The sequence below is a fragment of the Paenibacillus kribbensis genome, from assembly GCF_001705305.1.
Lineage (GTDB): Bacteria > Bacillota > Bacilli > Paenibacillales > Paenibacillaceae > Paenibacillus > Paenibacillus kribbensis_B.
Genome location: NZ_MCBP01000008.1, coordinates 231919 through 246080 on the forward strand (window position 1 = coordinate 231919; position 14162 = coordinate 246080).

The 14162-nt window shown below is 46.0% G+C and carries 13 protein-coding genes and 1 tRNA gene; 2 read left to right on the plus strand and 12 right to left on the minus strand.

Going from position 1 to position 14162, the window contains the following annotated elements; genetic code table 11:
• Positions 1-92: 92 nt before the first annotated feature.
• From eno to BAZ21_RS16350, 6 genes are all read right to left on the minus strand, one after another.
• Positions 93-1379, minus strand: a complete 1287-nt coding sequence (gene eno / locus BAZ21_RS16325) for a phosphopyruvate hydratase (protein WP_007428159.1) — start codon at positions 1377-1379, stop codon at positions 93-95.
• A gap of 63 nt (positions 1380-1442) precedes the next feature.
• Entirely contained in the window at positions 1443-2987 is a 1545-nt protein-coding gene (gene gpmI, locus BAZ21_RS16330; RefSeq protein WP_068502860.1) for a 2,3-bisphosphoglycerate-independent phosphoglycerate mutase, read from the minus strand.
• Position 2988: 1 nt separating this feature from the next.
• Complete coding sequence (gene tpiA, locus BAZ21_RS16335; protein WP_068502864.1) at positions 2989-3741, minus strand: triose-phosphate isomerase; 753 nt, start codon at positions 3739-3741, stop codon at positions 2989-2991.
• A gap of 58 nt (positions 3742-3799) precedes the next feature.
• Positions 3800-4981, minus strand: coding sequence for a phosphoglycerate kinase (locus BAZ21_RS16340; protein ID WP_068502867.1), 1182 nt, complete (start codon positions 4979-4981; stop codon positions 3800-3802).
• A gap of 123 nt (positions 4982-5104) precedes the next feature.
• A complete protein-coding gene (gene gap / locus BAZ21_RS16345; RefSeq protein WP_068502870.1) occupies positions 5105-6115 on the minus strand; it encodes a type I glyceraldehyde-3-phosphate dehydrogenase in 1011 nt (336 codons plus the stop codon).
• Positions 6116-6208: 93 nt separating this feature from the next.
• Complete coding sequence (locus BAZ21_RS16350; protein ID WP_068502873.1) at positions 6209-7246, minus strand: sugar-binding transcriptional regulator; 1038 nt, start codon at positions 7244-7246, stop codon at positions 6209-6211.
• 266 nt (positions 7247-7512) lie between these two features.
• Here BAZ21_RS16350 and BAZ21_RS16355 point away from each other — a divergent pair.
• Positions 7513-7587, plus strand: a tRNA-Arg gene (locus tag BAZ21_RS16355).
• 210 nt (positions 7588-7797) lie between these two features.
• Positions 7798-8394 (plus strand): ATP-dependent Clp endopeptidase proteolytic subunit ClpP, encoded by a 597-nt coding sequence (gene clpP / locus BAZ21_RS16360; RefSeq protein ID WP_013368815.1) that lies wholly within the window; start codon positions 7798-7800, stop codon positions 8392-8394.
• An 80-nt stretch (positions 8395-8474) separates the two neighbouring features.
• Here clpP and BAZ21_RS16365 read toward each other — a convergent pair whose 3' ends face one another.
• From BAZ21_RS16365 to rapZ, 6 genes are all read right to left on the minus strand, one after another.
• Positions 8475-9587, minus strand: a complete 1113-nt coding sequence (locus BAZ21_RS16365) for a PdaC/SigV domain-containing protein (protein WP_068502876.1) — start codon at positions 9585-9587, stop codon at positions 8475-8477.
• 240 nt (positions 9588-9827) lie between these two features.
• Positions 9828-10586, minus strand: a complete 759-nt coding sequence (locus BAZ21_RS16370) for an SIMPL domain-containing protein (protein WP_068502879.1) — start codon at positions 10584-10586, stop codon at positions 9828-9830.
• 290 nt (positions 10587-10876) lie between these two features.
• Positions 10877-11146, minus strand: a complete 270-nt coding sequence (locus BAZ21_RS16375) for an HPr family phosphocarrier protein (protein ID WP_007428150.1) — start codon at positions 11144-11146, stop codon at positions 10877-10879.
• 135 nt (positions 11147-11281) lie between these two features.
• Positions 11282-12226, minus strand: a complete 945-nt coding sequence (gene whiA / locus BAZ21_RS16380; RefSeq protein WP_007428149.1) for a DNA-binding protein WhiA — start codon at positions 12224-12226, stop codon at positions 11282-11284.
• A 5-nt stretch (positions 12227-12231) separates the two neighbouring features.
• Positions 12232-13218, minus strand: coding sequence for a gluconeogenesis factor YvcK family protein (locus BAZ21_RS16385; RefSeq protein ID WP_007428148.1), 987 nt, complete (start codon positions 13216-13218; stop codon positions 12232-12234).
• 12 nt (positions 13219-13230) lie between these two features.
• Positions 13231-14130 carry an RNase adapter RapZ gene (rapZ, locus tag BAZ21_RS16390; protein WP_007428147.1) on the minus strand — a complete coding sequence of 300 codons (900 nt, stop codon included), beginning with the start codon at positions 14128-14130 and terminating at the stop codon, positions 13231-13233.
• Between the last annotated feature and the right edge of the window lie 32 nt (positions 14131-14162).

Consider the following 14162-nt stretch of genomic DNA (forward strand, 5'->3'; position numbering starts at 1 on the left):
TCTGTTGGATCATTGCGTAAAGGCTTCGAGCGTCCAAGCCTCGTGATCATAAACCACAAAGCTTGAAATACCGTTAGCATGTTGGCGCAATATTATTTTTTCAGGTTGTAGAAAGATTTCAGGCCGTGGTATTGAGCCAGCTCACCCAGTTGATCCTCAATGCGGAGCAATTGGTTGTACTTCGCAATACGGTCAGTACGGGAAGGAGCACCTGTTTTGATTTGGCCTGCATTTGTTGCAACAGCGATATCAGCGATTGTGCTGTCTTCGGATTCACCGGAACGGTGAGAGATTACAGCTGTGTATCCTGCGCGTTTAGCCAATTCGATAGCGTCGAATGTTTCAGTCAGCGTACCGATTTGGTTTACTTTGATCAGGATGGAGTTACCGATGTTTTCTTCGATACCTTTAGCCAGACGTTCTGTGTTCGTTACGAACAGGTCGTCACCAACCAATTGGATTTTGCTGCCCAGTTTCTCAGTGAGCAATTTCCAACCTTCCCAGTCATCTTCGGAGCAACCATCTTCGATAGTGACGATTGGGTATTTATCAACCCAAGAAGCAAGCAGGTCAACGAACTCAGCAGAAGTGAAGGATTTGCCTTCGCCTTCCAGTGTGTATTTTCCATCTTTGTAGAACTCAGTGGAAGCAACGTCCATACCGAGGAATACGTCAACGCCTGGTTTGTAACCGGCTTTTTCGATTGCTTCGATAATCGTGGACAGAGCTTCTTCGTTGGATTTGAAGTTAGGAGCAAAACCGCCTTCATCACCAACAGCTGTGTTCAAACCTTTAGAGTTAAGTACAGATTTCAGGTTGTGGAAGATTTCCGCACCAATACGCAGAGCTTCTTTGAAAGTAGGAGCGCCTACAGGCAGAACCATGAACTCTTGAACGTCAACGTTGTTGTCGGCATGAGCGCCACCGTTAACGATGTTCATCATTGGTACTGGCAATTGTTTGGCGTTGAATCCGCCCAGGTAAGTGTACAGCGGCAAGCCCAGAGCTTCAGCAGCAGCGCGAGCTACAGCCATGGATACAGCCAGAATTGCGTTTGCACCCAATTTACCTTTGTTATGTGTACCATCCAATTTGATCATCAAAGTGTCGATTTCTACTTGGTTCAAAGCGTCCAAGCCGATCACTTCAGGAGCGATGATTTCGTTCACGTTTTTAACAGCTTGCAGAACACCTTTACCCAGGTAACGGGATTTGTCGTTATCGCGAAGCTCTACAGCTTCGTGAGCACCAGTGGAGGCACCGGAAGGAACGATGGCACTACCGATAGCGCCGGATTCCAGATATACTTCAACTTCAACCGTAGGATTACCACGGGAGTCGAGGACTTCGCGAGCGTACACGTCAGAAATAATAGTCATTTGTACTTAATCTCCTTTGTGAATCATAATTTATTGGCCAAGCCTATACTTATTAAATCAAGCTTACTTGCGGGATGCAATCATAGATTTTCCTGTCATTTCCGCAGGTTGCGGAAGTTGCATTAAATCCAGAAGCGTTGGAGCTACGTCAGCCAGAATTCCATGCTCACGCAAAACAATATTTTCGTCAGTCAAAATGAACGGAACCGGATTCGTCGTATGAGCTGTGAACGGACGTCCCTGCTCATCAATTTCCATATCCGCGTTACCATGGTCGGCAATGATAATAACCACGCCGCCTTTGGCCTTAACTGCATCGACAACACGTCCAACAACTTCATCCGTCGTTTCTACCGCCTTGATGGTTGGCTCCAGCATGCCGGAGTGTCCAACCATATCGGGATTGGCAAAGTTCAGGATAATTGCGTCATGCTTGTCAGCTTCGATTTCCTTCACTGCAGCATCCGCAACCTCGTACGCACTCATTTCAGGCTTCAGGTCATACGTAGCTACTTTTGGTGAGTTGATCAAAATACGAGTTTCGCCAGGCAGCTCTACATCGCGTCCGCCACTAAAAAAGAAAGTAACGTGTGGATACTTTTCGGTCTCAGCAATACGCAATTGCTTTTTGTTGTTTTGTACCAGCACTTCGCCAAACGTATTATCCAGGTTTTTCGGTTCATAGGCCACAAAGCCTCCAACCGTTTCACTGAACAAGGTCAGGCAAACAAAGTGCAGATCCTTAGGCCATTTCGGCCCACGGTCAAAACCACGGAAATCTTCATTGGTAAATACTTGAGACAACTGGATCGCACGGTCAGGACGGAAATTCAGGAATACAACAGAGTCATTACTTTCAACCAGCCCTACAGGACTTCCGTCGGCCTTCACAATAACAGTTGGCTCCACAAATTCGTCGAACACTGACTTTTCATACGATTCCTTCAATGCTTCCAGTGGGTCAGTATATTGAGGACCTTCCCCGTATACGATTGCACGGTAAGACTTCTCTACACGTTCCCAACGTTTGTCGCGGTCCATTGCGTAATAGCGTCCTTGTACGGTCGCAATTTGGCCAATGCCCACTTCCTGAATTTTAGCGATCAGCTGTTGCATGAAGCCTACGCCGCTGTCAGGCATAACATCGCGTCCATCCATGAAAGCATGAATGTACACTTCGGTTAATCCTTCTTTTTTAGCCAGGTCCAGCATAGCGAACAGATGGCTAATATGGCTATGCACGCCGCCGTCGGACAGAAGTCCGTACAGGTGAAGCTTGGTGTTGTTCTTCTTGGCATGCTGAACTGCTTTAACCAATGTTTCGTTATCGAAGAATTCACCCTCGCGAATGGACTTCGAAATACGAGTCAAGTCTTGATACACAATGCGGCCTGCGCCAATGTTCAAGTGACCTACTTCGGAGTTACCCATTTGGCCCTCTGGCAGACCCACCGCTTCACCAGAAGCAGTCAGCGTTGTATGAGGATATTGTTTTAAATACCGGTCGTAATTCGGTTTGTTGGCCTGTGCAACCGCATTGCCTTCCACTTTGTCGCGCAGTCCGAATCCGTCCATAATAATTAAAGCTACCGGTTTTGGTGCTGTCATCTTACTTCGCCCCCTCAACAAGCGCGATGTACGACGCCGGTTGAAGACTGGCACCGCCCACAAGCGCGCCGTCGATATCGCTTTGACCCAGGTACTCAGTAACGTTTTCAGGTTTTACACTGCCACCGTATTGAATACGTACAGCATTAGCTGTACTTTCATCATACAGCTCTTTAATCAGACTACGGATATAGGAGATCACTTCATTCGCATCCTGCGAAGTAGAGGATTTTCCTGTTCCGATCGCCCAGATTGGCTCATAAGCAACAACGACTTGTGCAGCCTGATCCTTGGCCAAGCCAGCAAAAGCTGCTACAGTTTGCACTTTTACAACCTCTTTGGTTTGACCTGCTTCACGGTCTTCCAGCTTTTCGCCTACACATACGATCGGAGTCAGGCCGTGGCGGAATGCCGCATGAACCTTTTTGTTTACCGTTTCGTCTGTTTCGTTAAAATATTCACGACGCTCGGAGTGTCCGATCACAACGTAGTCTACGCCCAGATCTTTCAGCATTCCACCGCTGATTTCACCTGTAAACGCGCCATCTTCTGCAAAATGCAGGTTTTGTGCGCCGATTTTAATAGATGTGCCTTTTACTGCTTCAACCAGAGCAGGAAGATTTGTAAATGGAGCACAAATCACGCTTTCCACTCCTGCAACCTCTGCTTTACCTTTGATCTCTTCGATGAAGGTTTTAGCTTCTGGTACGGTTTTAAACATCTTCCAGTTACCCGCGATAATCGGTGTTCTCAATGGTTTCAACTCCTAACTATTAGGTGCCCTAAAGCTTTATTACGCGCTAAGCGTTTGATTATTTATCGTTAAGTGCAACAACACCCGGAAGTGCTTTGCCTTCCATAAATTCCAGGGATGCGCCGCCGCCAGTGGAGATATGATCCATTTTGTCAGCCAGGTGGAATTTCTCAGCCGCAGCCGCAGAATCACCGCCACCAATGATGGTGTATGCTTCTGTTGTTGCGCAAGCTTCCGCTACTTCACGAGTACCGCCAGCGAAAGGTTCCATTTCAAATACACCCATTGGTCCATTCCAAACAACCAATTTGGAGTTTTTGATCACATCAGCATAGATTTTACGAGTTTTCGGCCCGATATCCACGCCTTCCCAATCTGCAGGAATACCGTCGATGTCCACAATGTTCGTGTTCGCTGTAGCGCTGAAATCGTCAGAAATAACGATATCTACCGGAAGATAGAATTTTTTGCCGAGCTTCTTCGCTTTTTCGATAAATCCAAGAGCTACGTCCAGTTTGGATTCATCCAGCAGGGATTGACCCACTTCATAACCTTGAGCTTTAAAGAATGTATAAGCCAAACCGCCGCCAATGATTACGTTATCTGCAATGTTCAGCAGGTTGTCGATCACGTCGATTTTGTCTTTTACTTTGGAACCGCCGATAATGGCTGTAAAAGGACGGTCTGGGTTCGAAAGAGCTTTACCGATTACAGACAATTCTTTCTCCATCAGCAAGCCGGAAACAGCAGGAAGAAAATGCGCGATACCTTCTGTGGAAGCATGAGCACGGTGAGCTGCACCAAATGCGTCATTCACGAAAATGTCAGCCAGTTCAGCAAATTGCTTTGCCAGCTCAGGATCATTTTTCTCTTCTCCTGGGTAGAAGCGTACATTTTCAAGCAACAGCACGTCGCCATTTTGCAATTCAGCCACTTTTGCTTTAACAGCCTCACCAACTGCTTCGTCCACCTTAACAACAGGCTTTTTGAGCAGTTCAGACAAACGCACGCCAGCAGGAGTCAGACGCATGGATTCAACGACCTGACCTTTTGGACGTCCAAAGTGACTCGCCAAAATAACTTTTGCACCTTTTTCAATCAGGTAGTTAATTGTTGGCAAGGTTTCGCGAATACGCTTGTCATCCGTAATTTTACCGTCCTCAACCGGAACGTTAAAATCTACACGAACAAACACCCGTTTTCCATTCAGTTCTATATCACGTACGCTCTTTTTGTTCATCTCCATATTCCTCCGCACCCTTTTAATTTTACGAAACAGGAATTTAAGGCACATTTTGATATATAAAGAGCGGAAACAATAACTGCTGTTTCCGCTCTATGATGTTGCTCGATAAGAAAGTTCTTATTTAGCCAATTTAGCGAAGTATTCCAACGTACGGATCAATTGTGCAGTGTAGGACATTTCATTGTCATACCAAGCTACAGTTTTAACCAGTTGTTTGTCGCCAACAGTCAGAACTTTAGTTTGAGTTGCATCAAACAAGGAACCGTAAGTGATACCTTTGATGTCGGAAGAAACGATTTGATCTTCAGTGTATCCGTAAGTTTCAGGATCGGAAGCTTCTTTCATCGCTGCATTGATTTCTTCAGCAGTTACGGTTTTCTCCAGAACTGTTACCAGCTCAGTCAGGGAACCTGTTGCTACTGGAACACGTTGAGCTGCACCGTCCAGTTTACCTTTCAACTCAGGGATAACCAGACCGATTGCTTTAGCAGCACCAGTTGTGTTAGGAATGATGTTTTCAGCTGCTGCGCGAGCACGACGGAAGTCACCTTTAGCATGTGGAGCATCCAAAGTGTTTTGGTCGCCAGTGTAAGCGTGAATTGTAGTCATCAAACCTTCAATGATACCAAATTTGTCTTGCAGTGTTTTAGCCATAGGAGCCAAGCAGTTTGTTGTGCAAGAAGCACCGGAAATTACAGTTTCAGTTCCGTCCAGAATTTCATGGTTTACGTTGTAAACGACAGTTTTCATGTCGCCAGTAGCTGGAGCGGAGATAACAACTTTTTTAGCGCCGCCTTTCAAATGTTTCTCAGCAGCTTCTTTAGTTGTGAAGAAACCTGTGCATTCCAGAACGATGTCTACACCCAGGTCTCCCCAAGGCAGTTCTTCAGGGTTGCGGTTAGCCAAAACTTTAACTTCTTTGCCGTTTACTTTGAAGAAGCCTTCATGTACTTCTACTTCTCCTTGGAAAGTACCTTGTGTTGTATCATATTTCAACAGATGTGCCAGCATTTTGGAATCTGTCAAGTCATTGATTGCTACTACTTCAATACCTTCCACGTTTTGAATACGGCGGAAAGCAAGGCGTCCAATACGTCCGAAACCGTTAATACCAACTTTAACTGTCATGAGTGAGTTCCTCCCAAAGTTCGTTTAGTTTAGTTTTATATATTCAAGACAGGCCCGAAAGCCCGTCAAGACAACACATTTAATCAATCCGTATTAACCTTTTAAATAATGGCTTACAATCTCAGCAGCAGCGCCTTCATCGGTGACAAGAATGTCTTCTTGGCCGAAACGCAGCACTGCATGAATAGCAGCCGCCTTGCTCTTGCCTCCAGCTACACCTAGAACCGTCTCCGTACGCTTGATGTCCTCCAGGCGGAGTCCAAGCGTCAGCATTCTGTGAACAACGACGCCGTCTTCGTTGAAATAATAACCAAACGATTCGGCAACCGCGCCCTCATTGCTGATCTGGTTAAAGGTTTCAGGGTCAAGCTTGCGTCTGTGGGCCATCGCTATGGCGTTGCCTATTCCGTGAATGATAATACGACTCTCTCGAATCAGGCTCAATATATCCTGAATATTCGTATCCTCAAGCAAGGAGTTGTAAGCATGATTGCTGAGCAAATCCGGTACATGGAGCAGACGGTATTGAGCGCCGACCTTGCGAGCCATCGTGGAAGCAATTGTGTTAGCCTGCATTTCCATGCTCTCTCCCAAACCCCCGCGTGCCGGTACAAACCATCCGCCCTTAAGCGGGCCGTTAGCAGGTAATGTCAGTTGTTCCGCCACATCTGCAATCGTCGTACCACCTGTTACAGCGACCACGTCCTCGTCATCCATAACACTCAGCAGCGCCTTTGCACCGGCACGGCCCAACTCCTGCTTCGCTAACGGTGAAGCATCCGAATCCCCTGGAACGACAACCACCTTCCTCAAGCCGTAGGCTTGACGAATCTGATCCTCCAGTTGGGACAGGCCGAACAAGTTGTTCGCAATCGGCTCCAGCTGTTCCAGCAGATCCAGTCCTGCTTTGCTCACCTTCATGCCCACACTCTCAATCTCAATGAGCCCTTGGGCCTTGAGGAGATCGGTTTCGGCGCGCAGCACGCGCTCGGTCATATCCAGTGAAGCTGCCAGCGTTCTGCGTCCAATGACATCGGACAGCATGATCTGGCGCAGGATCGTGTACCTTTTTTTCAAAACATTCATGAGGTCGGGCAGAAGCTGCTTCTGTATTTCTAATATCTTTCGCATGCTTTCCACTCCCGCACACTTCTAAGTTCTTTCTTTAAAGCTATATCTCTAATTGGTCTTAAAATGTCCCGGGATAACTTTTTAAGTCCCACGTATATCTTACCCAATATTTGCTTCACATGCAAGTCTATCTGAACCTATATTTCTCACCTTTTTATGTGAATATGCGCACATAATAAAAGCTTGCAATTCACTGCCGTATATCATATAATCATCTTTGTTTCCAATTAGCTGATGAATCAGCTTTTAATTGTACAAATTACTTTGCGCCCGTGGTCCAACGGATATGACGTAGGCCTCCGGAGCCTGAGATCGAGGTTCGATTCCTCGCGGGCGCGCCATTTTAAATGAACGCTTTAATGCTTCTATATCATATTTTAACCAACAAGAGCCCTTTGCGCTCTTTTTTTTGACCATTAGTTTGACTTTCTTTGACTTTTTGTTTGAAATTGTTTATCATGTGGTTATTACGGTAACAGTTTATAAAGTAGGGGCATGTAATCGGCATGTCCACCAAATCCATTAACGATATTTAAGGGAGGTTTTTTGACGTGAGCTATGTTCCTATGGTAGTAGAACAAAGTAACCGCGGCGAACGCGCCTATGACATTTATTCCAGACTGTTGAAGGATCGCATTATTTTGTTGGGCTCGGACGTCAATGACGTTGTAGCCAACTCTATTATTGCACAAATGCTGTTTTTGGCTGCCGAAGATCCTGAAAAAGATATTCACTTGTATATTAACAGCCCTGGCGGCTCCATTACAGCCGGTATGGCCATTTTCGATACGATGCAATACATTAAGCCTGACGTGTCTACGATTTGTGTAGGTATGGCAGCCTCCATGGGTGCGTTCTTGCTGAACGCAGGTGCCAAAGGCAAACGCTTTGCTTTGCCAAACAGTGAAATTATGATTCACCAACCATTGGGTGGTGCACAAGGTCAGGCAACGGATATCGAAATCCGCGCCCGCCGCATTCTGAAAATGCGTGACAAATTGAACCGCATTCTCGCAGATCGCACAGGTCAACCACTGGAACGCATTGAAAAAGATACAGACCGTGACTATTTCATGTCCGCTGATGATGCCAAGGAATACGGTATTATTGATAAAGTGTTAACCAGCTCTTCTCCAGAAGGTGTATAAGAGAAGAGATTTACCTCTCGATAGCTGGTAAATGAAAAAGCTGCCCCGGATGTTCGTATCCGGTAGGCAGCTTTTTTGTACTATTCATTTTGTCCTGCAAAAGGTTTGCCACCTTGAGGCAGCAGTTGAGCAAACGAGTAGGTAAACTCTGGAATTCCATACGCGTATGGTGCATACTCATATAAATCAAACACGATTGTTACTCCACTGTTGGTCACATAAAAATTTTGATCCGCCTTCAGCTCTTTAAATTTGTCAAAACCTTCGCCGCCCTGCAGCGCATCGACTTTTTTCTTCAAATCAGCATTGAGGAACTTTTTGTAGTTCGGATTTGCCTTCAATACATCAGACAATTGCAGCAGTTTACCATCAGCGAGCGAGAATGTATATCCTTTGCGAGCTGTCATACCGTGCGCGCCACCTGTATACGAGTAATCCTGCATAATCACACTCAAAATACCATCCTTGTTATAGGCGATCGCAAAATCATTTCCAAACTCATACGGTCTTTCTGTTGTAGCGCCTCCCTCAGCCATCATCTTTTTGCCTGCTGCCAATACGCCCTCCGCATGCTTTTTAAGCACACTGTTAATCGCCTGTTGAGCCTCAGGATTCAGTTGACTGCCACTGATTTGCGGATACTTAATCTTGTAAGACACCTTCGCATTACTCGAAGCGGGAAGTGATTGGGACGCAATTGTGATCGGATTTAGCTGGCTTTTACTTAGCGTCACTGTTTTTTGAGCTGCATTCCACTGAGCATCGATACCCAGATAGTCTTTCAACAGACCCATAGGAATGTATAGCTTCCCGGCAATCTGTTTGGCGTCCATACTGCGCGTGCTGATTCCGTTCACATTGACATAGGCTTCCGATTCCGAGGAAGAGGACATGATGTAAAGCTTGTTGTACCCGCTGCCTACGGTATATGTCGCTGTTTTCGCATCATAGCTCACCGGAATGCCCAGGCTGTCACGCAGTGCTGCTACCGGAATCAGTGTGCTTCCATTTACCTGGATTCCTTTGGCCGCTAATGTTTTGCCGTTCCATTGAATGGAGATTCCCGATTGCTGTACTGCAGTTTGCTGCTTAATTGATGCTGCCTCAGTATAGGAAACGGGAATAACCGCGACTCCTGTCAGAATTCCTGCTGCCAGCAGAGCAGAGCCCCATTTTTTTGTGTACTTGTTCATATTAAGTATTCCTCCTGATTGTAGATCTATATCGTCTATGTGTTTTGATTACTTGTCTTATTATATCTATACTCTACTGTATGTAGTTTACAATATGTATACGCTCTGATTTCAATCTATACATCTAACGCCCCTTAGCTATGACAGACTCATTACAAAATGGTTGCGATATGCAAAAAAAAGCCAGCAAGTCAACTTGCAAAGATGCAAGCCGCTTGTGGCTTCGTTCAATGATCTGTATTAGTTCATTTCGTATTGAGCCGACACCTGGACTTTCACCGTCACTTGGCCCGACTGTATCTCTGTTCCACTTCCTACATCCAGCAGCGATTTTGCCATCGCATTCTCACGTTGTGTAAAAATCTGAGCCTCTCCACCATCTACCGTCACATTCACAAGCGGCCCTAATCCGCGTTTGGCTGCCTTAGCTACTGCACTGGCTTTAGATTGAGCATTGCCAAGCGCCTTGCCAATAGCCTCTTCTTCATACACGGAAGGATTTTCTACTGAAAATTGTACATTATCCACATTGTTCGCCCCGGAACTTGTAGCCTCATCCAGCAGTTGACCGATTTTATCCAGATTACGGTATTTGACGGAAAGTGTATGATTGGCAATGTAGCCTTTGAGCTTCTGCCCTTCTTTTTCGTTGTAGATATAGTTAGGCTGCACGTAGAACTGGCTAGTCTGAATGTCGTCTGCACTAATGCTCCATTTTTCTTTCAGCAATTGTGTAACCTTGCTTATTTTCGCAGCATTGGCTTTTTGAGCAGCCGCTGCTGTATTTCCTTCTGATTGTACACCGATAGAAAGATAAGCAATATCGGGCTTAACCAGTATTTCGCCGCTTCCACTTACATTGATCACACTACTCACCGTTGCGGCTGTTGATGCGGCATAAGCGCGATCTGCCCCTGTCCACAATCCTCCAGCTACTCCCCCTGCCAATAATGCTCCTGCGAGAACTGCTGTGCTTATCGTTTTTGTCCAATGTCTCATCGTATCCAACCTCTTTCTTGAAAATGTTTGTACTTTCCAGACGGAAAAGACGAAAAAAGGTTGCAGTCAAGCGTTCACATTTCCGAAATAAAGCATCAACACGGGATATAAATCAGGTGTAGGTTGGACAAATTGCCTCCAGTATATTCAACAAATCCATATTTATACAATTTTACGAAGATAAACAGCTTTACGAAAAAGTATCTAAAACTCTTTATGGATATAAAAAAAAGCCCCGAGGGGGCTTTTTACAAAAAGAGCGTATACCGTACTACAAAATAGACAGCCGCTTACTGATTTTCCAGTTCTACCTTGCTAACCAGACTTACTAAAGCGTTTACAGCCTGTTCGGCGTCCGCGCCTTCAGCACTAATATAAATTTCAGTGCCTGTACTGATGGCAAGACTCATAATACCCATGATGCTCTTGGCATTAACCTTCTTGTCTTCTTTTTCCACAAAAATTTCAGATGAATATTTATTCGCTTCCTGTACGAATAACGCAGCAGGTCTGGCGTGCAGTCCTGTTTTCAAGCGTACGACTACCGGATGTTTTGACATGTCAGCTTACCCCCTCATCAAATAAATCTGGACACTACTTACTCCATTTTATTTATCACATTATAACATTAACCCGGGACAGACACTAGAAAAAAAACTAATTAAATCGGCAAAAAGCCCCAAGGACATTCTTTTTTACGGAATCAGGCCATTTTCTCCCCTGATTTTGTCCGCCATCTCGTCAATCTTGCGAAGACGGTGATTTACACCGGATTTACTGACGACCCCTTTGAGCATTTCCCCAACTTCTTTCAGGTTCAAATCAGGATGAGCGAGTCGGATTTCCGCCACTTCACGCAGCTTGTCCGGCAAGGTCTCCAAACCAACTTCCCTCTCCAGCAGCTTGATATTCTCAATTTGCCGGACTGCAGCGCCGATCGTCTTGTTCAAATTGGCTGTTTCGCAATTGACAATGCGATTTACGGAGTTGCGCATATCGCGCATAATACGTACATCCTCAAATTTGAACAAGGCTTGATGCGCCCCAATGATGCTGAGCAGCTCGATGATCTTCTCGCCTTCCTTGATGTAGAGAATAAAGCCTTTTTTTCGCTCAATACAGCGGGCATTCAGATGAAACTCATTCGCCAGATCTACCAGTGCCTGACAATGCTCCTCATACATTGAGGAAATTTCGAGATGGTAAGACGATCCCTCCGGGTTGTTCACAGAGCCACCGGCCATAAAGGCCCCTCGCAGATAAGCCCGCTTACAACAGTTTTTCCGAATGATCTCCCGATTAATCCCGTCCGTGAACAAGAAACCTTCGGACACGATGTACAAATCCTTCAACAGCTCTTGTACACCGTTAGGAATACGGACAATGTACACATTATTTTTTTTCAAGCGCATTTTTTTCCGTACAAGCAGTTCAATGTGAAGCTGAAAATGCTTTTTGATCAAGGAGTAAATCCGCCTTGCAATCGCGGCATTTTCTGTGGACACGTCCAATATCACCCTTTTATTCGACAGTTGTACGGACCCGAGCATACGAATAAGCGCAGACAGCTCCGCTTTTTCACAGCAGGGCTGGCTCTCAATCATCGTAAGCTCTTTTTTCGTTTGTGCCGCAAAGGACAAGGGACTCACCTCCTTCTTAATATCCAGTTTTGTACCAATTGGTAAATGTGCTGGCTCAGTTTGTCCGCATCATGCCGTAAATATGTGCGGAACAGAACTAACGTATCTGCCACCACTTTATATCCCCGGTCATTCAGTTCGCCCATGTCGACTTGAACTGGCTTGGCACCCTGCTCGGCATACATTTCCTGCACTTGAGGGGGGATTTCTCCGTTATTTACAATGACATAGTCGAAGAGATGGTGGCCTACATGGTCGAAAATAGCCTGCAGATGATCTCCCACTGTATAGCCATCGGTTTCACCCGGCTGGGTCATGACATTGCAGACAAAAATTTTAATAGCGTCGGATTTCACGACAGCCTCAGCGAGCTTTGGAACGAGCAGATTGGGTAAAATACTGGTATACAAACTGCCGGGGCCAATCAGAATCGCATCGGCTTCATTAATGGCCTCTACAGCCTCAGGCAACGGCTCCACGTGAGTCGGTTCAAGAAAAACACGCTTGATTCTCTGACCCGCTTCCGGGATTTTGGACTCTCCGGTAATCACCGTGCCATCCTCCATTTCGGCACTCAACACAACGCCTTCTTCGGCTGCCGGCAGCACACGTCCCCGGACAGCAAATACACGGCTAAGCTCACGCACCGCCGTCACAAAATCACCTGATATATCGGTCATCGCTGCCAAGATCAGATTGCCCAGACTATGGCCTGATAATCCTGATCCTGCACCAAAACGGTATTTTAGCATATCTGACATCACTGGTTCTACGTCAGCCAAGGCAGTCAGCACATTGCGAATGTCCCCTGGAGGGGGCATCTGCAGCTCACTGCGCAATATCCCGGAACTTCCGCCATCATCAGCGACTGTCACAATAGCCGTAATATCCAGCGGCTTTTGCTTCAAGCCCCGCAGCATGACAGACAAGCCGGTTCCCCCGCCCATAACAACAATACGCGGGCGCTCCCGTTGTGATCCGGTCTCTTTCATCATTTCACCTCATTAATGCCGGTCCCGATCAGCATCCCGATGCGAAACAGAAACGGATTCTGTCTCGCTGGCACCCAGCATTTTTCCTAAATATTCCGATATCGCAACAGAACGATGCTTACCGCCGGTACAGCCAATACCGATAATAACTTGGCTCTTGCCTTCTTTACGGTATTGTGGGATCAAAAAATGCAACATATCCAACAGCTTGGTCAAGAATGCCTGAGTCTCAGGCCATTTCATAACATAATCATATACATCGCTGTCCTGTCCCGTGTTGGGACGAAGATGGTCCACATAGTGAGGATTAGGCAGGAAGCGCACATCGAATACAAGATCGGCATCAATGGGAATACCATATTTAAAGCCAAAAGAAGTAATGTTCACGGAAAGCATACTGCTTTCCAGATGTGAAAATCTCGAAATGATCCGAGCCTTTAAGGTTGCGGGCTTCATCGTGCTTGTATCAATCACCTCAGAAGCCGAGCTTTTCAGTTCCTCCAGCATTTTACGCTCCAGGCGGATTCCGTCCAAAGGCATGCCGTCTGGAGCAAGTGGATGACGTCGACGGCTTTCCTTGTATCGTTGTACAAGAACGCCGTCATTGGCATTCAAAAATAGAATTTCACAATGAATCGTAAAATGATCCTTAATATAATTCAATGATTCCGATAAGGCAGTGAAAAATTCTCGGCCACGCAAATCAATGACGAGCGCTACTTTACCTATTTTTCCGTTAGATTGCTCAATTAACTCGGCAAATTTGGGAATCAGCACAGGGGGCAAATTATCAACGCAGAAGAAGCCCAAGTCTTCCAGGCTCTGTACCGCAATGGTCTTCCCTGCGCCTGACATCCCCGTAATAATAATGAGCGTTGCCCACGGCGCAGCATTTTTTAGGTTGTCTGTCATATGGATTTCCCTCTCCTTTTGCTTCTCGCTCT